This is a genomic window from Robbsia andropogonis (assembly GCF_034047095.1).
Taxonomy (GTDB): domain Bacteria; phylum Pseudomonadota; class Gammaproteobacteria; order Burkholderiales; family Burkholderiaceae; genus Robbsia; species Robbsia andropogonis.
The window spans coordinates 2,507,747-2,533,082 of sequence record NZ_CP139170.1 but is presented as its reverse complement, the minus strand read 5'-3'; the positions used below and the strand labels follow the sequence as shown (position 1 = coordinate 2,533,082).

Below are 25,336 nucleotides of genomic sequence, written 5' to 3'. Positions count from 1 at the left end.
ATGCGCAGACGAATACGCATGACGCACGGTAACGTGCACGTATAACCGCAGGGAGCGCCGCTCCTTGCTTCCAAGAGGGATGAATGGCGAGTAACAACGTAGCCCAATTTGCCGCTGAACTGAAGATGCCTGCCGGCGTGCTCCTCGAGCAATTGCAAGCCGCAGGGGTGCAGAAGCGTAGCGCTGACGATGCCGTATCCGAGACGGACAAGGCCCGCTTGCTAGAGCACCTGCGCCGCTCGCACGGCTCCGATGCCGAAGGCGACAAGCGCAAGATCACGCTGACGCGTCGGCAAACATCGGAAATCAAGCAGGCGGACTCGACAGGGCGGGCTCGTACCATTCAGGTCGAAGTGCGGAAAAAGCGCGTGTTCGTCAAGCGTGACGACGAAGCCGGCGAAGGCGCGCAGGCGTCCGTGGCCCAGGAAGACGAGATCGACGCGGCGCAGGCGGCGGAACTCGCACGTCGCGAGGAAGAGGCGCGCCGTGAAGCGGAGGCGCTGGAACGTCAGGAAGCTGAGCTGCGCGAACGCCAGGAAGCGCTGGAGCGTGAGGAAGCGGCTCGCCGTGCGCGCGAAAGCGCGGCCGAGGATGTGCGGCGTCGCGCGGAAGAAGAAGCGGCGCAACGTGCCGCCGAGGCCGCCGCCGAAGCGGCACGTCTCGAGGCGCATCGTAAGGAAGCGGGCGCTGCCGCGCGTATCGAATCAGCGGCGCGTGCCGCCGAGCAGGATACGATCAGCGTGGACCACGTCAGCCGTGAGGAAGAGGCGGCAGCAAAGCGCGCCGCCGACAAGAAGGCTGCGGATGAAGCGCGTGCCGCCGCTGAACAGGCCGCGGATGAAAAACGTCAGGCCGCGCGTGCTGAGCAGGACGAAATTGCACGTCGTCGCGCACGCGCCGAGGCGGAAGCCGCGGCCATTCGCGAAATGATGAACACGCCGCGCAAGGCGAAGGTCATCGAGCCGAAGCCAGTCGAACAGCCGGTCGCCAAGGTGGTCGCGCCAGCGGCGGATGCTGCCGCGGCGCCTGCTGCCGCAGCGCCGGCCGGTGCGAAGACCGGTGACGGTAAGGGGACCTTGCATCGTCCAGCACGTCCGGAAGGCGCGGCTGCGCCCGCGGTCAAGCGCGAAACGCGGCCGGCCGCGACGCCGGCCACGGCCGCGCCTGCAGCGGGTGCCGCGGACAAGAAGAAAGGCAAGAGCGGCGGCTGGCAGGACGATGCGTCAAAGCGCCGTGGTGGCTTGAAGACCCGCGGCGATGCGAGCGGTGGTGCTGATCGTAACTGGCGCGGCGGCCCGAAGGGGCGCAACCGTCACCAGGGTGACAACACGTCGTTCCAGGCGCCCACCGAGCCGATCGTCCGCGAAGTGCATGTACCGGAAACCATCACGGTTGCCGATCTTGCGCACAAGATGTCCGTCAAGGCGTCCGAAGTCATCAAGATCATGATGAAGCTCGGCCAGATGGTCACGATCAACCAACCGCTGGACCAGGAAACGGCGATGATCGTCGTCGAGGAACTGGGCCACACCGCGGTTGCGGCAAAGCTGGACGATCCGGAAGCATTGTTGACCGACGAAGGCGATGTACACGCCAATGTCGAGGCGTTGCCGCGGCCGCCGGTGGTGACGGTGATGGGTCACGTCGACCACGGCAAGACCTCGTTGCTGGATTACATCCGGCGCGCGAAAGTGGCGGCGGGCGAGGCCGGTGGTATTACACAGCATATCGGTGCATACCATGTCGAGACGCCGCGCGGTGTGGTGACCTTCCTTGATACCCCGGGTCACGAAGCCTTTACGGCAATGCGTGCGCGCGGTGCGAAGGCGACCGACATCGTCATCCTGGTGGTGGCGGCCGATGACGGCGTGATGCCGCAGACGAAGGAAGCCATTGCCCATGCGAAGGCGGGCGGTGTACCGATCGTCGTCGCGATGAACAAGATCGACAAGCCGGATGCGAACCTCGACCGCGTCAAGCAGGAACTGGTCGCGGAAGGCGTCGTACCGGAAGAGTACGGTGGCGACGCACCCTTTATCGGTGTTTCGGCGAAGACCGGTCAGGGCATCGACGACCTGCTGGAAAACGTCTTGCTGCAAGCCGAAGTACTGGAATTGAAGGCGCCCGTGGAAACACCGGCAAAGGGCCTGGTCATCGAAGCCAAGCTCGACAAGGGTCGCGGCGCGGTGGCGACGATCCTGGTGACATCGGGTACGTTGAATCGCGGCGACATGGTATTGGCCGGCTCGGCGTATGGTCGTGTCCGGGCAATGCTGGATGAGACGGGCAAGTCGGTGAAGTCCGCCGGTCCGTCGATTCCGGTGGAGATCCAGGGTCTGTCGGAAGTACCCGCGGCGGGCGAGGAAGTGATCGTCATGCCGGACGAGCGGAAGGCTCGCGAAATCGCGAACTTCCGTCAGGGCAAGTTCCGCGACGTGAAATTGGCGAAGCAGCAAGCGGCCAAGCTGGAGAACATGTTCGAAAACATGGGCGAAGGCGAGATGCAGTCGCTGCCGTTGATCGTCAAGGCCGACGTGCAAGGTTCGCAGGAAGCATTGGTGCAGTCCTTGCTCAAGCTGTCGACATCCGAAGTGCGTGTGCAGATCGTGCATGCGGCCGTGGGTGGCATCAGCGAGTCGGACGTCAACCTAGCAACCGCCTCGAAGGCCGTCATCATCGGCTTCAATACGCGGGCCGATGCGCTGGCAAGGAAGCTGGCCGAATCCAACGGTGTGGATATCCGTTACTACAACATCATCTATGACGCGGTGGATGAGGTGAAGGCGGCGATGTCCGGGATGTTGGCGCCGGAGAAACGCGAGGAAGTCACGGGCACCGTGGAAGTGCGTCAGGTCTTCCGCGTGCCGAAGATCGGCGCGGTGGGCGGCTGCATGGTGCTCGACGGTGTCGTCAAGCGGACGTCGTTGGTCCGCGTGCTCCGCAACAACGTGGTCGTCCATACCGGCGAGCTGGATTCGTTGAAGCGTTTCAAGGACGACGTGAAGGAAGTTCGCGGCGGTTTCGAATGTGGTTTGTCGGTCAAGAACTTCAACGACATCGCCGAAGGCGACCAGTTGGAAGTGTTCGAGATCACCGAGGTCGCCCGGACGCTGTAAACGGCGTTCCGTCCCCACCCGGACTCATCGGCGGGGCGAACAGTCTACGAGGGTGGAGTCAGGAGGGTGCTTGAAAAAGCGCGGTATCTCTCCCTGACTCCACCCTTTTTCTTTTGTCTGCGCGGTGGATCGCTGTGCGCATGTTCCCAGGGCGGGGCATCGGCAGCGTTGTCTGGCCGCGTCGATACGCAGGAGGCACACGATGCCAAGCAAAAAACGTAGTGGTGGCGATCGCGCCACGAAGATCGCCGATCAGATCCAGCGAGACTTGTCTGAACTGATCATGCGCGAGATCAAGGATCCGCGCGTGGGCCTGATCACGATCCAGAGCATCGAGCTGTCGCCGGACTATGCGCACGCGAAGATTTATTTCACGACGCTTTCCGAGGATACGGCCGCGACGCAGAAGGCGCTGAACGACGCGTCGGGCTTTTTGCATAACCTGCTGTTCAAGCGCCTGCACATCCATACCGTGCCGACGCTGCATTTCCATCACGACAAAACGCTCGCCAACGCGTTCGAGATGTCCAAACTGATCGATCAGGCGAATGCGACACGCGCAAAGGAATGACGGTATGGTGAAGCGTCCGGCGCGCGGGCCAATGCGGCCGCGCCTGGCACTCGATGGCGTGCTGCTGATCGACAAGCCGCTGGGCATGTCGAGTAACGACGTGCTGATCAAGGCAAAGGGCATGCTGCGGGCGAAGAAAGCCGGGCACACGGGCACGCTCGATCCGTTGGCATCGGGACTCTTGCCGGTGTGTTTTGGTGAGGCCACGAAGTTTTCGCAGGATCTGCTCGATGCTGACAAGACGTATGAAGCGACGATGCAACTGGGCGCGAGGACGGACACCGGCGACGCCGAGGGCCTGATCATCGATCGACGCCCGGTCGCTGTTGCCTTTGCCCAGTTGACGCCTTTGTTTGACCGCTTCACCGGCGTCATCGCTCAGGTGCCGCCGATGTATTCGGCATTGAAGCGCGATGGCAAGCCCTTGTACGAATATGCGCGTGCGGGCCAGGAAGTCGAGCGGGCCGCGCGCGAGGTGCATATCCACGCACTGACCGTGCTATCCGATGAGGCACAACTGACACACTATGCCCAGGTGCGCTTTCGCGTAACGTGCAGCAAGGGCACCTACGTTCGTACACTTGCCGAGGACCTCGGCGAGGCGCTCGGATGCGGGGCGTATCTGATTGCACTACGTCGCACCGGCGTGGCGACGTTATCGATCGACGACGCGATCACGCTCGATGCATTGCAGGCACGCGTCGATGGGATTCGGGGCACTGGAAAGCATGCCGATGCCGAGAGTGGCGGCGATCGACAATCAGCGCCACCTCCAGCGCGGCACGAGGGTGGTGCGGGCTGCGACGCTGCCGCCGCCGGTGTCACGGGGGGGGTGCCAGACGACGCGGCATTGGTAATAATGGCGGCATGGCTGCAACCGGTTGACGCCTTATTGCAGCGCCTGCCGCGCGTGACGTTGGATGCCGTTTTCAGCGCGCGCTTTCTTCATGGGCAGCGTTTGCGCGTGGACGCAACCGCCGTGGCGGCGCTTCCCGACGGCTATGCAGGATTGGTACGGGTCTACGGTACAGGCAAAAGCGAAAGTGCCCCAGGCGCGGCCGAATCGGTCAGCAGCGAGGCGGATGCACCGACCGATCCGGGGCGTGCAAGCGCACTGGGGACGCTGCCCCTCCGATTGCTGGGGACGGCGCAGTGGACCGATGGCTTGCTCGCTCCGGCACGCCTGATCGGCACCGGGGGCTAACACGATTGCATGACCGCATGGCGGGTCAATGCGCGCCGGATGCCGCGGCGTCGGCGCCTGCCGACGCGCGCTGGCGTTGCGTGATCCAGACAAGGCCGATCAGCACGATGAAAATCGCGGCGGACAGGTAGAACAGGTCGTTGACACCCATCGTCTGGGCCTGCTGATTTACAAGCCGGTCGAAAGTCCCCAGCGCCTGGGCGTGCGACATCCCCATCGATTGCATCTGGTCGACGCTTTGATTGAACAACGGATTGTAGACGTTGGCCTGCTCGGTCAGTTGTGCATGATGCAAATCCGTACGCCGTTCCCACGCTGTGGTGAATACCGACGAGCCGACCCCCCCCAGCATGATGCGAACGAAATTCGAGAGACCCGACGCCGCGGGCATTCGGCTGCCCGGTAGGCCCGACAACGTGATGGTTACCAGCGGAATAAAGAACCCTGCCAGCGCCGCGCCTTGCAGCAGCGTGGGCAGCATCAATGAAAACGTATCGACATCCACGGTGTAGCGTGAACGCAGCCAGAACACGATGGCGAAAACGATAAAGGCGGCGGTAGCGATATAGCGGGGGTCCGTTTTTGGCAGGTACTTGCCGGTCAGCGGCGACAACAGCACCGCAAACACGCCGACGGGCGCCATCACCAACCCCGCCGCCGTCGCGGTATAGCCGATGGTGGTCTGGAGCCATAGCGGCAGCAATACCAGGTTACCGAAGTACAGCCCGTAACCCACGGCCAATGCGACGGTGCCGCCGGTGAAGTTGCGCGACGCGAACAAGGAAAGATCGACGATCGGATGCGTGGCCGTCAGTTCCCATATGACGAACACGACCAATCCGAGAACCGCGACGATCGCCAGCACGACGATCGTCGTCGAACTAAACCAGTCCAGATCCTTGCCCTTGTCCAGCATGACCTGCATCGACCCGACCCAGATGATCAGCAAGCCGAGGCCGACGGTGTCGATGGGCAGGCGTCGCGTCGCGGACTCACGTTTGCGATAGATCGCCCAGGTCACGGCGGCGGCGATGATGCCCACCGGCACATTGACGTAGAAAATCCAGGGCCAACTATAGTTATCCGAAATATAGCCGCCGAGAATCGGGCCGGCGACTGGTGCGATCAAAGTGGTCATCGACCAGAGCGCCAATGCCATCGGCGCTTTCGCGCGGGGATAGCTGGACAGCAGCAACGTCTGCGAGAGCGGAATCATCGGTCCTGCCACTGCCCCTTGTAATACGCGGGCGCCCAGCAGGAAGGGGAGGGTGGGCGCCAGGCCACAGAGCCAGGAAGCGATCACGAACAGCATGATCGACCAGAAGAACAGCCGCACTTGCCCGATTCGTTGCGTCAGCCAGCCCGTCAAGGGCACCGAGATGGCGTTGGCCACTGCAAACGACGTGATGACCCAGGTCCCCTGGTCCGATGCCACGCCGAGATCCCCTGAAATCGCCGGGATCGATACATTGGCGATCGACGTGTCGAGCACGTTCATGAACACTGCCAGTGACACGGCGATCGTGCCCAGCGCCAGCGTGCCGCCGGTCAGCGGCGGGTGTGCCGCGCCAGGCGTGCCGGGCGCGGGGGATGTGCCGCTTGATGCGGCGGGAGAAGGGGAGGATGCCATGCGTGACCTCGGTGCCGTGACGACGACCCACTACGATGGGTCGCCACAGCGAGCTAGGACAGTGCGCCGTGCCTTGAACCGCGCCGGCGCGCCGGTCTTTGTTGCTACGTTCGATTACTTCGACTTGGCATTGCCCGACATCGCGACGTTATCGGCGATGATCTTCGCGATTTCCGCGTCCGCTTGCGCGCCATATTGTGCGAACACGTCAGTTTGGTAGACCGTGTTTTTCGTGCTGGCAAGCAAGCCGCCATTCTGGTCATGCGTATCGACGTCGACGTCCATGGACAATCCTATCCGCAGCGGATGGTCCTTCAATTCGTTCGGATCGAGGGCGATACGTACCGGGAGGCGTTGCACCACCTTGATCCAGTTACCAGTGGCATTCTGCGCCGGCAGCAGCGCGAAGGCGCTGCCGGTTCCGGCCGAGAAGCCTTGCACGTGGCCGTGATAGACAACACTCGAACCATAGGCATCGGCGGTCAATTCAACCGGTTGACCAATGCGCACCTTCCGCAGTTGCACTTCCTTGAAGTTGGCATCCACCCAGACTTCATTGAGCGGCACGATTGCCATCAGCGGTGTTCCCGGCGACACGCGCTGCCCCACTTGCACCGAGCGTTTTGCAACAAAACCACTTACCGGTGCCGGTAATGTATTCCGGGCATAGTTCAGATAGGCATCGCGGACCTTCGCCGCCGCCAGCTTGACGTTCGGATGATCCGATACCGTCAGGTTGTCCGTCAGTGCGCGGTTCGAGGCGAACTGCTGCTTCGCGGCGTTCAATGCGGCCTGCGCGCTGCTGACCGCATCGCGGGCATGCGATATTTCTTCCGCGGATACCGCACCGGTCCGCGCGATGGCCAGACGACGGGTCAGATCTGAGCGGGCCTTCGCGAGATCCGACTCGCGTTCGGCGACGGTTGCCTGATATGCGTTGGTGTTCGCGTACAGCGTCCGTACCTGCCGCACGGCCTGCGCCAGGCTGGCCTCGGCTTGCTCCAGCGCGACCTTGGCATCGGCTTCATCCAGGCGTATCAGCGGATCGCCTACCTTGACCGTCTGCGTGTCGTCGGCGTTGACGGCAACCACCGTGCCGGTAACCTGGGGGGTGATTTGCACAACGTTGCCGTTGACATAGGCGTCATCTGTTTCCTCGTGGAACTGCGCTACCAGGAAGTAATAGAAGCCGTACGCGACGGCGGCGGCAATGACGATCAGCGCGACAATCGTCAACCAGAGCGCGCGACGCCCCGACGACGGTTGTGGCGGTTGCGGTCCCGGTCCCTGATGCGGTGTTTGGTTGGGGGCCTGATCGGGCGTCCCGGCCGCCGGTTGATTCGAACTCATGCTTGACTCCCTCAAGACGTCGTGTGGCGCACGTTGTGAGATTGACGTACGCGTCCATGTTTTATAGAGCGGGCTTGCTGCCGGGCATGTCGGCGTTGGCATCGAAGCCACCGCCAAGCGCCTTGATCAAGCCGATTTGCTGGTCTCGACGTTGCGCATCCAGCGTCACGACCGTCTGGCGTTGTTGCAGCAGCGCCTGATCCGCGCTCAGCACCTGCAGTTGTGTCGACAGGCCGCCTTTGTAACGGATCACCGCCAGGTCATAGGCCTTCTGCGCGGCATCGTACGCGGATTGCGCATCCGCCTGCTGATGTTCGGTCGAACGGATCTGCGCTACTTGCGTGGCAACGTCGTTCAATGACTGCACCAACGTGCTGTCATAGCTTGCCACCGCGTTGTCGAACGACGCATACCGGTCCTTCAACTGCGCGCGTAACGCACCGGCATCGAAGATTGGTAGATCGATGGCGGGGCCGGCCTGGATTTGCCGGCTACCAAATTTCAGGAAGTTGCCGAAGCCGAACGCGTCGAAGCCAAAAGCCGCGCTCAGGTTCAGATTCGGGTAGAAGTTCGCCTTCGCCACCTTGATGCCGGACATTGCCGCCTCCACGCGCCAGCGCGCGGCGACAATATCTGGACGGCGCGAGATCAGGTTTGCCGGCAGGTCGGCCGGTAGCGCATAGGCATCCGACGTGCCGATGGTCGCCAGCGCCGGCACGGCGATTTGCAGACCGCGATCCGGCCCTTTGCCTAGCAGGGCCGCCAACTGGTAGCGGGTCACGACGATCGCGCCTTCGAGCTGGCTGATCTGCGTGCGCGCGGTGGCCATATCGGCTTCCGACGTCCGCGTTTCCACCTGCGTGTCGAGCCCCGCGTCGAACCGCGTTCGACTGATCGAGCCGATGTCCTGGCGCTGCTGTAATTCCCGCTTGGCCACGTCGAGTAACGCATATTGACGCGCCAGCGCGCTATAGGCCTGCGCGATCGAGACGGCCAGCGTCAATTTGGCTTCCTGGGTTTCGGCGAGCGCCGCGCGTTCCTGCGAAATGGCCTGCTTCAGTCCGTTGCGATTCTTGCCCCATAGATCCAGTTCGTACGATGCGGTAGCGGCCAGATTGTTCTCGGTGTACCAATTGCCGCCATACGGGGGCGGATACAATGCCTTGCCCGAGTACAGCTCACGCTTCAGTGAATAGTTGGCATTGACATGCGGTAGCAACGCCGCGGCCGCGTTCCCTGTGTAGGCCGCGGCCTGATTCAGCCGTGCCTGTGCCTCCGCGATCGTCGGACTATTGGCGATGCCTTCGTCAATCAACGCTTGCAACTGGGGATCGCCGAACGTGGTGGCCCATTGCATCGTCGGCCAGTTGCCGCCCTGGAGCGGCAGGCTCTGGGCTGTATCGAAGTGCGACAGGGCGGCAGGCTGCTTGTCGCTGTGAATGCCCGCATAGTTCGCGCAACCCGATAGCGTCAGGCTGGCGACCGTGCTGGCCAGCAGCGCGACGCGCAACACGGGGCGCGTGAAACGAATGGCTGTCATTGCCGGTCTTCTTTGGATGAAAAATAGTGGACGTTGCAAGCGTTTTGTCATGATTTGTCTCTCCCCGAGGCACGGCCGGCATCACCTTGGGAGGGCCGTGCCGGTTTCTGGGAAGTGGGCATGCCGGGCGACGCGGCAGAAGGTTCGCGCGGCTGTTCGCAATTGATGATGATGCGCCGCAGCAAGCTCTTCAGGAATCCGGCCTCCTCGTGCGTGAAGCCGGCAAGCATGCGCTCGAGTACCTTCGTATAGAGTGGCCCCAGGCGCGCCACCATCGTCCAGCCATCGTCGGTCAATTCGAGGTTGACGACGCGGCGGTCGGCCTGGCTGCGCACCCGGCTTACTAGGCCGCGTTTTTCCAACTTATCAAGCAGGCGGGTCACCGCGCTGGCATCCAGGCCATATTCGCGTGCCAGTTCGGCACCGCTCAAGGCGCCGTGCCGGAGCAGGAGCAGCATACTGGACTGGGTGCTGGTGAGATCGAGTTCCGCGACCGTAATTTGATTAGTCTCATTGGCCATTTTCGATCGGACGCGCGCCATCAGGTAGCCGACGGACTCGTCGGCACACCATTCGAAATCGTCGGAGGTGAGGCGATCCGACAATGTCGCAGTGGATACGGACGTCGGCCCCGCGCCGTCCGGCCGATCGTTCGACGGTGGCATGGCATGCGAATCGTCCTGATCGTCACGGGAACGGTAGGCTTCTTTAGAAGGCGGACGGGCAGGAGCGGAAACCACGGGTCGATATCGGCAAAAGGCATCTTGCACGCCACGCCATGCCACGGCACGAAAGCGGATTCTCCCTTTCGGATGCGGTTAGCGTCTTTTCAGTACTCGGTTTTTACCAAAAAGCGTGCAAATGCAATCATTGAGTAAGCATCGATTATAGGCGTGTTCCATAGCCTTGGCAACGAGCTCGGTGAAGCCTCTTTCCCGGTAAGCAATGTGTGGGAATTAGGTCACGGTAAGAGGTACGAAAGTCGGGCCGGCAATGGCAAAAAAGCCGCATCGGTACGCATCGCGGCGCAAAAAGACCTGGTTGCAAATGGGAATGAGGGTTTATGCCATGTCCTGGTGATATACTCGCGTGTTCTAGAAAATGCGCAGAGCAGGCTGGTGCGATACCGAGATGTGGCAGGTATCGCACACAGGCCCGGTCTGGCCCCTTTTTTAGGTTCGGTTCAGGCCGAAGCGTCCGGTGATGTCGTCAACTCATCATCGCCGTCGACGCGGACCCCATTTTCGTGCATCCGAGTTCCCTCCGAGTTAACCAATGACCCGCGCGCTACGCAATATCGCCATCATCGCCCACGTCGACCACGGCAAGACCACGCTGGTTGACAAACTGCTCCGTCAATCGGGCACTTTCCGTGAGAACCAACAGACCGCCGAGCGGGTGATGGATTCGAACGATATTGAAAAAGAACGCGGCATTACGATTCTCGCGAAGAATTGCGCGGTCGAGTACGAAGGCACGCATATCAATATCGTCGACACCCCGGGCCACGCCGACTTCGGCGGCGAGGTCGAGCGCGTGATGTCGATGGTCGACTCCGTGCTGCTGCTGGTGGATGCCGTTGACGGCCCGATGCCGCAAACGCGTTTCGTGACGATGAAGGCATTGGCGATGGGCCTGCGCCCGATCGTCGTGATCAACAAGATCGATCGTCCAGGCGCGCGTCCGGACTGGGTCCATGGCGAAACCATGGACCTGTTCGACAAGCTGGGTGCAACCGAAGAGCAATTGGACTTCCCGGTGGTCTATGCGTCGGCGCTGAACGGCTATGCCAGCCTCGACCCGGAAACGCGCGAGGGTGATATGCGTCCGCTGTTCGACGCCATCCTCAAGCACGTGCCGGTACGTCCGGCCGACCCGGATGCGCCGCTGCAGTTGCAGATCGTGTCGCTGGACTTCTCGACCTTCCTCGGCAAGATCGGCATTGGCCGTATCAACCGCGGCCGGATCAAGCCGGGCCAGAACGTGACGTATCAATTCGGCGTCGATGACGAGCCGAAGAGTGGCAAGATCAATCAGGTGCAAGGCTTCTCGGGCGTGGACCGGGTGCAGTTGCCCTCGGCCGAGGCGGGCGACATCGTCCTGATCAACGGTATCGAGGGCATCAGCATCGGCGCAACGATCTGCGACGTGGGAACGCCTGAACCACTGCCGCTGATCAGCGTCGACGAACCGACGTTGACGATGAACTTCATGGTCAATTCCTCGCCGCTGGCGGGCCGGGACAAGAAGACCAAGTACGTGACGAGCCGTCAGATTCGTGACCGCCTGCACAGCGAACTGCGTCATAACGTGGCGTTGCGCGTCAAGGATACGGAAGAGGAAGGATCGTTCGAGGTGTCGGGTCGGGGTGAATTGCATCTGACGATCTTGATCGAGAACATGCGCCGGGAAGGCTATGAACTGGGCGTGTCGCGTCCGCGCGTGGTTATGAAGGAAATCGACGGCGTGAAGCACGAGCCGTACGAAAACCTGACCGTGGACGTCGAAGACGAACACCAGGGCGGCGTGATGGAAGAACTGGGTCGCCGCAAAGGCGAACTGTCGAACATGGTGTCCGACGGCCGTGGCCGGACGCGCCTGGAATACGTTATTCCGGCGCGCGGCCTGATCGGTTTCCAAGGCGAGTTCCTGACGCTGACGCGTGGCACGGGCCTGATCAGCCATACCTTCAATGGCTTCCAGCCGGCAAAGGAAGGCAAGATCGGTGAGCGCCGCAACGGCGTTTTGATCTCCCAGGACGACGGCGATGCCGTCGCGTACGCCTTGTGGAAGCTGCAAGACCGCGGTCGCATGCTGGTCGAACCGGGCGATCCGCTGTACGAAGGCATGATCATCGGCATTCACAGCCGCGATAACGATCTGGTCGTCAATCCGATCAAGGGCAAGCAGTTGACCAACGTGCGTTCGTCGGGCACCGACGAAGCCGTGCGTCTGGTGCCGTCGATCAAGACGACGCTGGAATACGCAGTCGAATTCATCGATGACGACGAACTGGTGGAAGTGACGCCTGAGTCGATCCGCATTCGCAAGCGTTATCTGAAGGAACACGAGCGCAAGCGCTCATCGCGCGAAGGCTGATTGCCGCGGGCATCGTGCCCGTTACTGACTGTCGTACTGGTCTGAAAAACCGGCTGCCTCGTGAGAATGAGGCAGCCGGTTTTTTATGGGCACGTGTCGGAAAGTGCGATCGGGTGAATAGTTGTAACCTCGCGTTTCGTGCGACAGCGCCGTGGGAGCGGCGCGTTTAAAGATGCGCATCGCGCTTTGCCCGTCGGATCAAGGGTTCAGTCATATTTATTGGCATGTCAATAGGTGCAGAAACCGAACAGACGCCGCGCGTATCGTGCGACTGCATGACGCAGGGCATTGGCCATCCGTGCTATGCTCTCGAAATAAGAAGCTCGGTCCTTCCAAGCACAACTTGATTCGCAATCCGCCAAACGGTCAGGCCGTGTCGCGGAAGGTTTTTGCAACCCGCTATTTCTCGAGAAACTCGAAGAAAAGTGAGCGTGAAAAAATGATGAAGCAATTCCAGTCGAACTCCTACCTGTTCGGCGGCAACGCAGCGTACGTTGAAGAAATGTACGAGCTGTATCTTGACAACCCGGCGTCTGTTCCGGATACGTGGCGCGATTATTTCGATGCGCTACAACATGTCCCCGCGGTGGATGGCAGTGCCGCGAACGACGTAGCCCACCGTCCCATCGTCGAATCTTTCGAGCAGCGTGCGCGCGGCAACGGCTTTACGCCGCGGACTGGCGAAAGCGGCTTGGCGACGGCCGGCAAGCAGGTATTTGTCCAATCGTTGATCGGTGCATACCGGTTTCTGGGTGCCCGTTGGGCCAATCTGGACCCGTTGAAGCGTCAGGAGCGTCTGCCGATCAAGGAACTCGAACCCGGTTTCTACGACTTCACTGAAGCGGACATGGACCAGAAGTTCAGCGCGAACAGCCTGTACTTCGGTTATGACACCGCCACGTTGCGGCAGATCCTGCAGGATCTGCGCGACACGTACTGCGGCACGATCGGTGTCGAGTACATGTATATCAGCGACCCTGAGCAAAAACGGTGGTTCCAGAAGAATCTGGAAGGCTCCCGTTCGACGCCGAAATTCGATACGAAGAAAAAGACGCGTATCTTGGAGCGCCTGACAGCCGCCGAAGGCCTGGAGCGTTATCTTCATACGAAGTACGTCGGTCAGAAGCGCTTCTCGCTGGAAGGCGGGGAGAGCTTCATCGTCGCGATGGATGCGTTGGTGCAGCGCGCCGCATCGGTCGGCGTGCAGGAGGTCGTGATCGGCATGGCCCACCGCGGCCGCCTCAATGTCCTGGTGAACTCCCTCGGCAAGATGCCGTCGGACCTGTTTGCCGAATTCGAAGGCAAGCACGTCGACGATCTGCCCGCGGGTGACGTCAAGTACCACAAGGGTTTCTCGAGCGATATCGCGACCGAGTCCGGCCCGATCCACTTGTCACTGGCGTTCAACCCGTCGCACCTGGAAATCGTCAACCCGGTGGTCGAAGGTTCGGCGAAGGCGCGTCTGGACCGCCGTGGCGACCTGGAAGGGCGCGAGGTGCTGCCGGTGCAGGTGCATGGCGATGCGGCCTTTGCCGGTCAGGGCGTCGTGATGGAAACGCTGAATCTCGCGCAGACGCGCGGCTACGGCACGCACGGCACCGTGCACATCGTGATCAATAACCAGATCGGTTTCACCACGTCCGATCCGCGTGACTCGCGCTCGACATTGTACTGTACCGATGTCGTCAAGATGATCGAGGCGCCGGTGCTGCACGTCAACGGTGACGATCCGGAAGCGGTCGTCTACGCGGTCGAGTTGGCGGTGGACTATCGTGCGACGTTCCATCAGGACATCGTCATCGACATCGTGTGTTTCCGCAAGCTTGGTCACAACGAGCAGGACACGCCCGCGGTGACGCAGCCGCTGATGTACAAGAAGATCGCGCAACACCCCGGTACCCGCGCGCTGTACGCGGACAAGCTAGTGGCGCAGAAAGTGTTGGAATCCGATGGCCCGGACGAATTGGTCAAGGCATTCCGGACCGCGATGGACCAGGGTCATCACACCGTCGATCCGGTGCTGTCGAACTACAAGAGCAAGTATGCGCAGGACTGGGCGCCGTTCCTGAACAAGAAGTGGACGGACGCGGCCGACACGCAGGTGCCGCTGGCCGAGTTGAAGCGCCTGGGCGACGCGATCACGAAGTACCCGGAAAATTTCAAGGTCCACCCGCTGGTCAATCGTGTCATCAGCGATCGCCGCGAAATGGCGGAAGGCAACAAGCCGCTGGATTGGGGCATGGGTGAGCACCTCGCCTACGCGTCGCTGGTGGCATCGGGCTTCGCGGTGCGGCTGACGGGTCAGGACAGCGGTCGCGGAACATTCTCGCATCGCCATTCGGTCTTGCATGATCAGAATCGTGAGCGTTGGAACGACGGTACGTATATTCCGTTGCAAAACGTGTCGCCGAATCAGGCGAACTTCACCGTCATCGACTCGGTGCTGTCCGAGGAAGCGGTGCTGGGCTTCGAATACGGTTACTCGACCGCGGAACCGAACACGTTGGTGGCATGGGAGGCGCAGTTCGGCGACTTCGTCAACGGCGCGCAGGTCGTCATCGACCAGTTCATCTCCAGTGGTGAAGTGAAGTGGGGCCGTGTGTCGGGCCTGACGATGTTGCTGCCGCATGGCTATGAAGGCCAGGGTCCGGAGCACTCGTCCGCGCGGATCGAACGCTTCCTGCAATTGTGTGGCGAGTCCAACATGCAAGTGGTGCAGCCCACCACGCCGGCACAGATTTTCCATGTGCTGCGCCGCCAGATGATCCGGCAGTTCCGCAAGCCGCTGATCGTCTTCACGCCGAAGTCGCTGTTGCGTCACAAGGAAGCCATCAGCTCACTGGACGAGCTGGCAAGCGGTACGTTCCAGCCGGTCATCGGCGACCGCAGCGATGTGACGGACAACAAGGCGCTGGATGCCGGCAAGGTCAAGCGGATGATTGTTTGCTCGGGCCGTGTGTACTACGATCTGGTCGCGCATCGCCGTGAGACAAATGCGCAGGTCGCCATCGTGCGGATCGAGCAGTTGTATCCGTTCGCGCACAAGGCGTTCGATGCCGAAGTCAAGAAGTACGACAATCTGGCCGAGGTCGTCTGGGTGCAGGACGAGCCGCAAAACCAGGGGCCGTGGTTCTATGTCGAACATCACCTCTTCGAGGCGTTGAAGGACGGGCAGAAGCTGGCATACAGCGGCCGTCCGGCATCCGCATCGCCGGCGGTCGGCTACTACGCCAAGCATTACGAGCAGCAGAAGGCGCTGATCGAAGGTGCGTTCGGCCGTCTCAAGGGCGCAATGACCAAGTAAGGCAGCAGCGGCGCGGGACGCGCCTTGCACAAACGTGTCACGAAGATCTGCCAGCATCGATGCGGGCACGGTGACACCGGAGGGCGGGGTGGTTCGCGCGCCGTGCCGCGTGCGCTCGATGTGTCCGTTGTGCGTTCGCGCGGCTCCCGTCTATCCATTTACCGTATTGTCCAGGAAGCGTTATGGCTATCAAAGAAGTCACAGTTCCCCAGTTTTCGGAGTCGGTCGACGAAGGCACCCTGATCAGTTGGAAGAAGAAAGTCGGCGATGCCGTCACCGTTGATGAAACGTTGATCGAGATCGAGACGGACAAGGTCGTGCTGGAAGTGCCGGCACCGGCGTCGGGCGTGTTGAGCGAGATCCTGCTCCAGGATGGCGCAACGGTGAAGTCGGAACAAATTCTGGCGAAGATCGACACGGAAGGAAAGGCGGGTGCCGCCGCACCGGCTGCTGCCGCACCGGAAGCGAAGGCTGCCACGCTGGCGCCGTCGCCGGCGGCACAACCGGAAGCCGCACCGGCATCGTCGTCGGGCCCGGCTTCTCCGTCCGCCGCAAAGATCCTGGCCGAGAAGGGCGTACCGGAATCGTCGGTCGCCGGCACCGGCCGCGACGGTCGTGTGACGAAGGGCGATGCCTTGTCGGCGCAGGCCGGCGCGGCGCCAAAGGCGGCCGCACCGCTGGCACAGCCGAAGGCACCGGCGGGCGTGAGCGAAGCGCTCGACGGCCGTACCGAACAGCGCGTGCCGATGTCGCGGCTGCGTGCACGTATCGCCGAACGTCTGCTGCAATCGCAGCAGACGAACGCGATCCTGACCACGTTCAACGAAGTGAACATGAAGCCCGTGATGGATCTGCGGGCAAAGTACAAGGACCAATTCGAGAAGGAGCACGGCGTAAAGCTCGGCTTCATGTCCTTCTTCGTGAAAGCCGCCATCCACGCGCTGAAGAAATTCCCGTTGGTGAATGCGTCGATCGACGGTAACGACATCGTCTATCACGGCTACTTCGACATTGGTATCGCGGTTGGTTCACCCCGCGGCCTGGTGGTGCCGATCCTGCGCAATGCCGATCAAATGAGCGTTGCCGAGATCGAGAAGAAGATTGCCGAGTTCGGTCAGAAGGCGAAGGAAGGCAAGCTGTCGCTCGACGACATGACGGGCGGTACGTTCTCGATCTCGAACGGCGGCGTGTTCGGTTCGATGCTGTCGACGCCGATCATCAACCCGCCGCAGTCAGCCATCCTCGGCGTGCATGCGACGAAGGAACGTGCGGTCGTCGAAAACGGCCAGATCGTCATCCGCCCGATGAATTACCTGGCGATGTCCTATGACCACCGGATTATCGATGGCCGCGAAGCCGTGCTGTCGCTGGTCGCGATGAAGGACGCACTGGAAGATCCGGCGCGCCTGTTGCTCGATATCTGATCCAGGCCCGATTCCCTTCGGGAATCGATCGGCATCGGCCCGGACCCGGTGGTGGGTGTGCCCGCGCTTCGCGCGCGTGTCATCGTGCCGGGTCGGCCTCAAGGAAGAAACCATAGAGGAGCGTTATGTCCCAGGAATTTGACGTTGTCGTCATCGGCGGCGGCCCCGGCGGTTACATCGCCGCGATCCGTGCCGCGCAGCTTGGCAAGAAGGTTGCCTGTATCGAAAAGTGGAAGAACCCGAAGGGCGATCTGAAGTTGGGCGGCACCTGCCTGAACGTTGGCTGCATTCCGTCGAAGGCGCTGTTGGCATCGTCGGAAGAGTTCGAGAAGGCGTCGCATCATCTCGGTGACCACGGTATCAATGTCTCTGGTGTCTCGCTGGACCTGGCGAAGCTGCATGGGCGAAAGGACGGCATCGTCGAGAAGATGACGAAGGGGATCGAGTTCCTGTTCCGCAAGAACAAGATCACCTGGCTGAAGGGCCATGGCACTTTTATCGGGAAATCCGACGCCGGCTATCAGATCAAGGTCAGCGGTGACAGCGAGGAAGCGGTCACGGCGAAGTACGTCATCATCGCGACCGGCTCGAAAGCGCGTCACCTGCCGAATATCCCGGTGGACAACAAGATCGTGTCGGACAATGAAGGTGCACTGGCGTTCGACAGCGTACCGAAGAAACTGGCCGTCATCGGTGCCGGTGTGATCGGGCTGGAACTGGGTTCGGTATGGCGCCGCCTGGGCGCCGACGTTACGATCCTCGAAGCATTGCCCGCATTCCTGGGTGCCGCCGACGACGCGTTGGCCAAGGAAGCCAGCAAGCAGCTGACAAAGCAGGGTCTGAAGATCCATCTCGGCGTGAAGCTCGGCGAGGTCAAGGCCAGCGACAAGGCCGTGTCGATTGCTTATACAGATAGCGACGGTAAGGCGCAGACGCTGGAAGCTGATCGCCTGATCGTGTCCGTCGGGCGGGTGCCGAACACCGATAACCTGGGGCTGGAAGCAATCGGCCTGAAAGCAGACGAGCGCGGCTTCATTCCGGTGGATGACCATTGTGCAACGTCACTGCCGAACGTCTATGCGATCGGTGACGTGGTGCGTGGCCCGATGCTGGCCCACAAGGCGGAAGATGAAGGTGTGGCCGTGGCGGAGATCATCGATGGCCAGAAGCCGCACATCGATTACAACTGCATTCCGTGGGTGATCTACACATCACCCGAAATCGCATGGGTCGGCAAGACCGAGAAGCAGTTGAAGACGGAAGGCCGCGAGGTCAAGGCGGGGCAATTCCCGTTCATGGCGAATGGACGTGCGCTGGGGATCGGTCAGTCGGATGGTTTCGTCAAGGTCATCGCCGATGCAAAGACCGATGAGATCCTGGGCGTGCACATTGTCGGGCCGAATGCATCGGACTTGATCGCCGAGGCGGTGGTCGCAATGGAATTCAAGGCGGCCGCGGAAGATATCGGCCGCATCTGCCACCCGCACCCCTCGCTGTCCGAAGTGATGCGCGAAGCAGCACTGGCAGTCGACAAGCGTGCATTGAATATGTAATGCGTCCTGCCGACATGCTGTTTGCAGCGTGGCGGCTGACGGCAGTGGCACATGCCGGCAGTGCGTGCCGTCGTCGCGGTTCGGATACGATATGACGATGGCGCTACTCGATGGGGGCGGTGCGGAAAAAGGCGGTCGGGGGCAGCTCCCCGGTCGCCTTTTTCCGTTTGCACTACAATCCGAGCTGCCGTTGAGCGCAGTGGAAAGTGGCGACCTGGCATGCAATGACGCATGTGATACAGCAAGACGAAACGAGTCTGGGGCCGATGAACGTTACCGAATACTATGAACAGGCGCTACAGGAGCGCGGCTATACGTCAGACGAAGCACAGCGTGCGGCGGTCGCCCGTTTGCAACGCTGCTATGACGACTGGGCAGCATACAAAAGTCGGCGTACCAATGCCCTGAAGCGGCTGGTCAACCGGCCGGCGCTTCCGAAGGGCGTGTATATGTGGGGCGGAGTAGGTCGTGGTAAAAGCTTTCTCATGGACAGCTTTTTTACGGTCGTGCCATTGGCGCGCAAAACGCGGCTGCATTTCCACGAGTTCATGCGTGAAGTGCACCGCGAACTGGAAACGCTGAAAGGCCGCGCCGATCCGCTGGACGAGCTTGCGACGCGGATCGCGAAGCGATTCCGGCTTATTTGCTTCGACGAATTTCACGTATCCGACGTTGCCGACGCCATGATGCTGCATCGGTTGCTCGATCCGCTGTTCGCACGTGGCGTGCAATTCGTGATGACATCGAATTACCCGCCGGATGCGCTCTACCCCGATGGTTTGCACCGCGATCGGCTATTGCCTGCCATTGCCCTGATCAAGGAAAAGCTCGACGTCATCAATGTGGATGCTGGCATCGATTATCGGCGGCGCACGTTATCGCAGGTAAAGGCTTATCACGTGCCGGCGGACGCGGCTGCGGACAAGGCGATGCGCGATGCATTCCAAAAGCTGGCCGGGGTGCCCGATGAAAGTCCGGTGCTGCATATTGAAAAGCGCGAGCTGAAGGCGCAGCGGCACGCTGGCGCGGTGGTGTGGTTCAACTTCGCCACGCTATGCGGCGGTCCGCGGTCTCAAAACGACTATCTCGAATTGGCCGCGCGTTTTCATACGATCTTTTTGTCCGACGTCCCGCAAATGCCCCCGCGCATGGCATCCGAGGCACGACGCTTTACGTGGTTGATCGACGTGCTCTATGATCATCGCGTCAAATTAATCATGTCCGCGGCTGTTCCAGCTGAGTCGCTTTATCTCGAAGGACCAATGGCAAACGAATTCGCACGCACGGTGTCGCGTATCACTGAGATGCAATCGGAGGAATATTTGCAGTCCGAACGGCGTATTGTAGATACGTCGCTTACCTGAGCGGATTTGTTCCCTGGCCTAGTCTTTATATTCCTCATTTTTCTTCTCAGCCTATCCCGTTTAACGCGCCTGCTTCGAGGCGGCAGGTGCAAAAATCTCGTTTTCATCCAATATAGGCGAAGCATTGTCGTACCATCGGTAGTTTCCGACGCATCCTATTTATAAAATTTCGGCATCCCGATAATGTTTCTCGGACAGATTGCCGCGACAGGTTACGGAATCAGTGCTGTCGCGCATCGGTACCAGCGTGCGCCAACCGTGCGCGTATTTAGGAGACAGGGATGAAAGCGTTTCGGGAAATAACCGACCAGGAATGGAATAGTGTCGAGCCTTTGCTGCCAGAATGCAGGCCGCAATCGAACCGCGATCCGCGGGGCCGGCCGATGAAGAACCGGCGCGCGTGCATGAACGCGACGCTGTTCGTCATGTTAACCGGCGTATCGTGGCAAATGCTGCCGCGCAAGTATCCGTCGTATCAGACCTGCCATCGCTGCTTCAAGGCCTGGTATGACGCCGGTGTGATGCACAAAGTGGCAAACATGCTGTTCAGCCAGGACGCGCCGGAATTCCTTGCACTGGTAGCGGCACGTGTACGCATCGCGTTGCGGGAAACGCGTGGTGGCGTTGATCGCGCTATCAAGGGCAAGGCGGCACCCGATGGCGTGAGAGGTGGATCTGGCGACAAGGCGCCGAGGGCACCGGCCCGGCCGGCGGCAAAGCCGATCGTCGTAAAGGCGCGCGCGCGGGCATTGCCGCAGCCTTTATCGACACCCGCGCGCAAATCGCCAAAGGTGATGAAACCGGTAAAGGCGCAAAAGGCGTTGGCGCCGTCGAGTAAACCGTCTTCGTCGCGAACCAGGCAAGCGAAGCGCGCAACGCCGCAAAAGGCCTCGGTCAATGCGACTCCGAAGTCGGCGCCCAAGCCGGCCTCGAAATCCGGCGTGAAGGCGATGGCAAAGGGTGCTCCGGGCCGTGTCGCAAAACACGCGACGCCGGCAGCACCGGCGGCGCGAAAGACGGCTGTGAAGTCTGCGGCCCGAGGGGCAGGGGTAAAGGCGGCCAAGTCAAAGGGCAGCGCCAAGCCACTGGTGGCAAAGCGTGTGGAAAATCGCGGGCCCGGTCGCAACGGCGCGACCCGGGAGCGGGTCGCCCATGCAGATGTCGTGCGACCGCTTGCCGGCGCAACGCATGCGACTGGCACGCGTCAGGGGCATGCCAGCGCCGCACCGCGCCGCCGGAAGGCCGTGGAAAAGGCGGTGAGCGAAAGACGCGGCGCCAAGCCTATCGCGGCGTAGGCGCGCCGTAGCCGGGCGCCTTGCTTGGCGGCGCGGCACCGCATACCGTGGATCGGTTCTGTGCCGTGCAATGCCGGTTTTGCCCCGCTTTATTCCTCGCGGAACCAGGTCTGTGAGCGCCCTAGCAGCGACACACCGATATACCCTCGCACGATGAGCTTGCGTCCGCCGTCTTCCAGTGACATCTTGCAGCGGTAGAGTTTGCCATTTTCCGGGTCGAGAATGCGCCCCTGATCCCATATCGCACCGTTGGCGCGCATCTTGTCGATGATGCGCAGGCCTTGGATCAATTGGTTCTTTCGATCATCGGTGCATTCGTCGCAGCGTTTTTCGGGATTGGCATCCTTGTCGAGCACCTTGATGATCTTCCCGGACAATGACCCGTCCGGTTCCGTATAGATGCGAATCAGCGCCCGCGGTTCACGCGTTGCGTCATCAATCGTCTTCCAGATTCCGATCGGCGTCGCAGTCGCCGAAGGGGCGGCGGCCATGGTAGGCGCCGCCGTTTGCGCTTGTGCCGATGGCATTGCACCGGACAATCCGAACACGATGAGCGCGGATAGCGCGATGCCGGCGGTCCGGCGCTGCGATGGGTGCGTGGTGGCGGGAAGGGAAGGGGCGGCCATGGCCGACGAGGGCGAGACGTGGATCAAGGACATACCGCTGTGCTCCTAAAGGCAGGCAAACGAGAGAAAGCATACGACAGAACGGTGCCCGCGGGTCGGCGCGGCGTCCCGCGATTGGTCTAGAAACCTTTCCGGTCGATCCAGGCTAAGGGTTTGTCCCGCGAAATTGTCGACGTTACACTGCCTATTCAGCGTCATCGCGCAACGCGCATGCCAGCGAGACGGCATCCGATACGTGGTTCGATCCGATGCAGTTCCTTCAATCGATAGGGAGAAAGACGACGATGGTGTTGTTGGTAAAATCTGGCGGGCAGGCCGCGCTTCCCGAATGGCAGGCGTTGTTTGCCGAATGCCTTCCTGAACTCACGGTGAAGGGTTGGGACGATCCCGATATCGATCCCCTGGCGGTGCGTTACGTGCTGGTCTGGGAGCCGACGCCTGGTCGTCTGGCGCAGTATCCGAACCTGCAACTGGTTTTGAGCACCGCTGCCGGCGTCGACCATATCCTCGCCGATACGGCCCTGCCGGCGCATCTCGACATTATCCGCATGGTGACCGGGGAAACGTCGGCGCGCATGGCGGACTTCGTCACCATGGCCAGTTATGCGCTGCTGCGGGAACTGCCGCAACTGGTTTCGTCGCAGCGCGCGGGGCGTTGGGACGAAGCGCGATTGGGGACACTCGCGAGCGAGACGCCGGTGGCGATGCTGGGGCTGGGCGAATTAGGTAGCGTCGCCGCGGCACGCCTGGTCGCCAACGGTTTTCCGGTGCTGGGCTGGTCGCGTACGAAAAAAACCTTGCCTGGCGTGGCGTGCTATGACGGCGAGGACGGATTGGACCGCGTTTTGGCTCAGGCCCGGATTGTCGTCAACCTATTGCCTGACACCGCGCAAACCAAGGACATTCTTAATGCGGCGTTGTTGGCCAAGCTGCCGCGCGGCGCGGGGTTGATCAATGCCGGACGCGGCGCACAACTCGACACCGGTGCGTTACTGGCGGCACTCGATAGCGGTCAGGTGGGCGCGGCGATACTCGACGTATTCAAGGTGGAGCCGCTGCCGTCGGACGATCCGCTGTGGTGCCACCCGAACGTGATCATCACCCCGCATGTGGCATCCGATGCTTCGCGCAAGGCCAAGGTCCGGCAGGCCGCGAAGACGATTCAGGCGCATATGACAGGTGCGCCGATGGGGCATCGCTTCGACCGTTCCCGGGGTTACTGACGGAGCAGGCGGCGCCACCGTCGCCTTCTAGGTTTAATCTGAGCATTTAATCGTTCTCAGGCGCGGTGGGCTGCGAGACAATAGCTGCTTTTTGCGCATCGTCCTCGCGTTGGGAACCGACGTCACCGATGCGCCAGCAAGGCGGCACACGATGACGAATGGGCAGACACGCACCGATAAGACGGCGCCGTCACTTCACCGCGGTTTAAAAAACCGCCATATTCAGCTGATTGCCTTGGGCGGTGCGGTGGGAACCGGGCTTTTCCTGGGCATTGCGCAGTCGATTGCACTGGCCGGTCCCGCTGTTCTGCTGGGTTACGCGATTGCCGGGCTCGTCTCATTTTTCATCATGCGGCAGTTGGCCGAGATGGTGGTCGACGAGCCGGTGTCGGGGTCGTTCAGTCATTTCGCCGGTAAGTATTGCGGCGATGTGGCCGGCTATATCGCCGGGTGGAATTACTGGACGCTGTATGTTCTCGTCAGTATGGCCGAACTGAGCGCCGTGGGTGTCTACCTGCACTACTGGTGGCCGCACCTACCCACCTGGGTGGCCGCCGCGATCTGCTTCGTCCTGATCAACGGACTGAACCTGTTGCACGTGAAGGCGTTCGGCGAGGTGGAGTTATGGTTCGCATTGATCAAGGTCAGCGTCATCCTCGCGATGATTGCCTTTGGCGGCTGGCTGCTGTTCAGCGGGCAGGGGGGGCCGCAGGCCAGTGTCGCCAATCTCTGGCGCGACGGTGGCTTTTTTCCGCACGGCGTGGGCGGCCTTGTCGGTGCGCTGGCGATCATCATCTTTTCGTTTGGTGGTCTGGAACTCGTCGGTATTACTGCCGCGGAAGCCGAGGATCCGGGTCGCAGTATCCCGAAAGCGACGAATCAGGTGATCTATCGCATTCTCGTGTTTTACGTCGGTGCGCTGGCTATTCTGCTGGCACTTTATCCGTGGCGTCGGGTTGCCATCGGCGACAGTCCCTTCGTGATGATCTTCGGCGCGCTGGGTAATCGCTACCTGGCCGATGTACTGAACCTCGTCGTGTTGAGCGCCGCCTTGTCTGTGTATAACAGTTGCGTGTATGCCAACAGCCGGATGCTGCACGGCATGGCGGGGCAAGGGCGGGCACCACGCTGGTTCGGCAGCGTCGATCGCCGTGGCATTCCGTTCGCGGCACTGGGCGTGTCCGCGGCGGCCACCGCGATCTGTGTCGTGTTGAACTACGTGATGCCCGGCAAGGCGCTGGCGCTGCTGATGGCGCTCGTTGTATCGGCGTTGATGATCAACTGGGCGATGATCAGCGTCACGCATTGGCGTTTCCGTCGATGCAAGGCCGTCCAGGGGAAGCGCACCACATTTCGCAGCATCGGTTATCCGCTGACAAATCTCGTCACCCTGGCATTCATGGCCCTGGTACTGGTTGTGTTGTGGCGTGATGCGCAGACGCGTTTATCGGTCTGGTTGATCCCGCTGTGGCTCGCGGCGTTGACGTCGGCCTATCTGATTCGACGCCGTCGCCGGCACGCAAGCGGCGTGCATCGTTCGTAGCTGACCGCGACGAAGTTACCGCCGTGGCAATTATTTTGTCCATGGCGCGCACGATAGAAGCATCTGCGATACCATTCTGTCTTGGCCCGATGCCAGACCTTTTCTGACATTGCGATGGCGGCTTGGTACGTAATCAGATGGAAAAACTTTTCATGTCGCGCAAGGCGGTGATCGCGTGGCTGATCGAGATTCGCCGTAAAACGTTCGATGAATCCCCGGCCGGCCGCCAAGCGATGGCGAACGGGGAGTTGGCGGTTTTGGATCGGCTGATCCTGGATGTGCGTGCCGCACGCGTCGACACGTTCGCCATGCGGCACCCGCGCGAGTGCCAGGTGATGATCGCCGCGGACTGAGCGCGCGACGCGTGCGCGTCAACGATGAAGGCGCGCCTATAATGTGGGCTCGTCGGCGCGCTTGCAGGCACCGTCTGCTTGGAGGCTCGGGGGCTGTCATGGTGCTTGGGCCGGGCCAACGCCAGGGCAGACATGCCGCGT

General features: G+C 61.3%; 17 protein-coding genes. 12 read left to right on the top strand and 5 right to left on the bottom strand.

What is annotated here, in order from left to right:
* The first annotated feature begins 83 nt into the window (after positions 1 to 83).
* From infB to truB, 3 genes are all read left to right on the top strand, one after another.
* Complete coding sequence (infB, locus tag SJQ66_RS24540) at positions 84 to 3,116, top strand: translation initiation factor IF-2 (protein WP_320534656.1); 3,033 nt, start codon at positions 84 to 86, stop codon at positions 3,114 to 3,116.
* A 202-nt stretch (positions 3,117 to 3,318) separates the two neighbouring features.
* Positions 3,319 to 3,687: a 30S ribosome-binding factor RbfA gene (gene rbfA / locus SJQ66_RS24535; RefSeq protein WP_024901329.1), complete on the top strand. Its 369-nt coding sequence runs from the start codon at positions 3,319 to 3,321 to the stop codon at positions 3,685 to 3,687.
* A 4-nt stretch (positions 3,688 to 3,691) separates the two neighbouring features.
* Positions 3,692 to 4,891 (top strand): tRNA pseudouridine(55) synthase TruB, encoded by a 1,200-nt coding sequence (truB, locus tag SJQ66_RS29800; protein ID WP_407691522.1) that lies wholly within the window; start codon positions 3,692 to 3,694, stop codon positions 4,889 to 4,891.
* Positions 4,892 to 4,916: 25 nt separating this feature from the next.
* Here truB and SJQ66_RS24520 read toward each other — a convergent pair whose 3' ends face one another.
* The 4 genes from SJQ66_RS24520 to SJQ66_RS24505 form a co-directional block, all read right to left on the bottom strand.
* On the bottom strand, positions 4,917 to 6,521 hold the full coding sequence (locus SJQ66_RS24520; protein ID WP_407691521.1) for a DHA2 family efflux MFS transporter permease subunit: 1,605 nt from the start codon (positions 6,519 to 6,521) through the stop codon (positions 4,917 to 4,919).
* 114 nt (positions 6,522 to 6,635) lie between these two features.
* Entirely contained in the window at positions 6,636 to 7,871 is a 1,236-nt protein-coding gene (locus tag SJQ66_RS24515; protein WP_036006564.1) for an EmrA/EmrK family multidrug efflux transporter periplasmic adaptor subunit, read from the bottom strand.
* A gap of 61 nt (positions 7,872 to 7,932) precedes the next feature.
* A complete protein-coding gene (locus SJQ66_RS24510; protein WP_046152602.1) occupies positions 7,933 to 9,411 on the bottom strand; it encodes an efflux transporter outer membrane subunit in 1,479 nt (492 codons plus the stop codon).
* Positions 9,412 to 9,458: 47 nt separating this feature from the next.
* Positions 9,459 to 10,076: a MarR family winged helix-turn-helix transcriptional regulator gene (locus tag SJQ66_RS24505; RefSeq protein ID WP_320534655.1), complete on the bottom strand. Its 618-nt coding sequence runs from the start codon at positions 10,074 to 10,076 to the stop codon at positions 9,459 to 9,461.
* A 610-nt stretch (positions 10,077 to 10,686) separates the two neighbouring features.
* On the opposite strand from SJQ66_RS24505, the gene typA reads away from it, so the two are divergent.
* The 6 genes from typA to SJQ66_RS24475 all read left to right on the top strand — a co-directional run bounded on the left by typA (position 10,687) and on the right by SJQ66_RS24475 (position 21,450).
* The gene (gene typA, locus SJQ66_RS24500; RefSeq protein ID WP_024901325.1) at positions 10,687 to 12,510 is read left to right on the top strand and encodes a translational GTPase TypA; all 1,824 of its coding nucleotides are present in this window, start codon (positions 10,687 to 10,689) and stop codon (positions 12,508 to 12,510) included.
* A 439-nt stretch (positions 12,511 to 12,949) separates the two neighbouring features.
* Positions 12,950 to 15,814 carry a 2-oxoglutarate dehydrogenase E1 component gene (locus tag SJQ66_RS24495; RefSeq protein WP_024901324.1) on the top strand — a complete coding sequence of 955 codons (2,865 nt, stop codon included), beginning with the start codon at positions 12,950 to 12,952 and terminating at the stop codon, positions 15,812 to 15,814.
* Between the two features lie 182 nt (positions 15,815 to 15,996).
* Complete coding sequence (gene odhB, locus SJQ66_RS24490) at positions 15,997 to 17,238, top strand: 2-oxoglutarate dehydrogenase complex dihydrolipoyllysine-residue succinyltransferase (protein WP_253465383.1); 1,242 nt, start codon at positions 15,997 to 15,999, stop codon at positions 17,236 to 17,238.
* Positions 17,239 to 17,363: 125 nt separating this feature from the next.
* On the top strand, positions 17,364 to 18,791 hold the full coding sequence (lpdA, locus tag SJQ66_RS24485; protein ID WP_024901322.1) for a dihydrolipoyl dehydrogenase: 1,428 nt from the start codon (positions 17,364 to 17,366) through the stop codon (positions 18,789 to 18,791).
* A 266-nt stretch (positions 18,792 to 19,057) separates the two neighbouring features.
* The gene (gene zapE, locus SJQ66_RS24480) at positions 19,058 to 20,155 is read left to right on the top strand and encodes a cell division protein ZapE (RefSeq protein ID WP_046153950.1); all 1,098 of its coding nucleotides are present in this window, start codon (positions 19,058 to 19,060) and stop codon (positions 20,153 to 20,155) included.
* Positions 20,156 to 20,436: 281 nt separating this feature from the next.
* On the top strand, positions 20,437 to 21,450 hold the full coding sequence (locus tag SJQ66_RS24475; protein WP_320534654.1) for a transposase: 1,014 nt from the start codon (positions 20,437 to 20,439) through the stop codon (positions 21,448 to 21,450).
* Positions 21,451 to 21,539: 89 nt separating this feature from the next.
* Here SJQ66_RS24475 and SJQ66_RS24470 read toward each other — a convergent pair whose 3' ends face one another.
* Positions 21,540 to 21,977, bottom strand: a complete 438-nt coding sequence (locus SJQ66_RS24470) for a DUF2147 domain-containing protein (protein ID WP_253465406.1) — start codon at positions 21,975 to 21,977, stop codon at positions 21,540 to 21,542.
* A 383-nt stretch (positions 21,978 to 22,360) separates the two neighbouring features.
* Here SJQ66_RS24470 and SJQ66_RS24465 point away from each other — a divergent pair, with 383 nt between their 5' ends.
* From SJQ66_RS24465 to SJQ66_RS24455, 3 genes are all read left to right on the top strand, one after another.
* Positions 22,361 to 23,299 (top strand): 2-hydroxyacid dehydrogenase, encoded by a 939-nt coding sequence (locus SJQ66_RS24465; RefSeq protein ID WP_024901318.1) that lies wholly within the window; start codon positions 22,361 to 22,363, stop codon positions 23,297 to 23,299.
* Between the two features lie 151 nt (positions 23,300 to 23,450).
* Positions 23,451 to 24,842, top strand: a complete 1,392-nt coding sequence (locus SJQ66_RS24460) for an amino acid permease (protein WP_320534653.1) — start codon at positions 23,451 to 23,453, stop codon at positions 24,840 to 24,842.
* Between the two features lie 152 nt (positions 24,843 to 24,994).
* On the top strand, positions 24,995 to 25,195 hold the full coding sequence (locus SJQ66_RS24455) for a hypothetical protein (RefSeq protein WP_253465373.1): 201 nt from the start codon (positions 24,995 to 24,997) through the stop codon (positions 25,193 to 25,195).
* The last annotated feature ends 141 nt before the right edge of the window (positions 25,196 to 25,336 follow it).

Bases quoted from the DNA above. Each gene is read 5' to 3' on its own strand.
- infB (WP_320534656.1), top strand. From the start codon at position 84: ATGGCGAGTAACAACGTAGCCCAATTTGCCGCTGAACTGAAGATGCCT.
- rbfA (WP_024901329.1), top strand. From the start codon at position 3,319: ATGCCAAGCAAAAAACGTAGTGGTGGCGATCGCGCCACGAAGATCGCC.
- truB (WP_407691522.1), top strand. From the start codon at position 3,692: ATGGTGAAGCGTCCGGCGCGCGGGCCAATGCGGCCGCGCCTGGCACTC.
- SJQ66_RS24520 (WP_407691521.1), bottom strand. From the start codon at position 6,521: ATGGCATCCTCCCCTTCTCCCGCCGCATCAAGCGGCACATCCCCCGCG.
- SJQ66_RS24515 (WP_036006564.1), bottom strand. From the start codon at position 7,871: ATGAGTTCGAATCAACCGGCGGCCGGGACGCCCGATCAGGCCCCCAAC.
- SJQ66_RS24510 (WP_046152602.1), bottom strand. From the start codon at position 9,411: ATGACAGCCATTCGTTTCACGCGCCCCGTGTTGCGCGTCGCGCTGCTG.
- SJQ66_RS24505 (WP_320534655.1), bottom strand. From the start codon at position 10,076: ATGCCACCGTCGAACGATCGGCCGGACGGCGCGGGGCCGACGTCCGTA.
- typA (WP_024901325.1), top strand. From the start codon at position 10,687: ATGACCCGCGCGCTACGCAATATCGCCATCATCGCCCACGTCGACCAC.
- SJQ66_RS24495 (WP_024901324.1), top strand. From the start codon at position 12,950: ATGATGAAGCAATTCCAGTCGAACTCCTACCTGTTCGGCGGCAACGCA.
- odhB (WP_253465383.1), top strand. From the start codon at position 15,997: ATGGCTATCAAAGAAGTCACAGTTCCCCAGTTTTCGGAGTCGGTCGAC.
- lpdA (WP_024901322.1), top strand. From the start codon at position 17,364: ATGTCCCAGGAATTTGACGTTGTCGTCATCGGCGGCGGCCCCGGCGGT.
- zapE (WP_046153950.1), top strand. From the start codon at position 19,058: ATGAACGTTACCGAATACTATGAACAGGCGCTACAGGAGCGCGGCTAT.
- SJQ66_RS24475 (WP_320534654.1), top strand. From the start codon at position 20,437: ATGAAAGCGTTTCGGGAAATAACCGACCAGGAATGGAATAGTGTCGAG.
- SJQ66_RS24470 (WP_253465406.1), bottom strand. From the start codon at position 21,977: ATGCCATCGGCACAAGCGCAAACGGCGGCGCCTACCATGGCCGCCGCC.
- SJQ66_RS24465 (WP_024901318.1), top strand. From the start codon at position 22,361: ATGGTGTTGTTGGTAAAATCTGGCGGGCAGGCCGCGCTTCCCGAATGG.
- SJQ66_RS24460 (WP_320534653.1), top strand. From the start codon at position 23,451: ATGACGAATGGGCAGACACGCACCGATAAGACGGCGCCGTCACTTCAC.
- SJQ66_RS24455 (WP_253465373.1), top strand. From the start codon at position 24,995: ATGTCGCGCAAGGCGGTGATCGCGTGGCTGATCGAGATTCGCCGTAAA.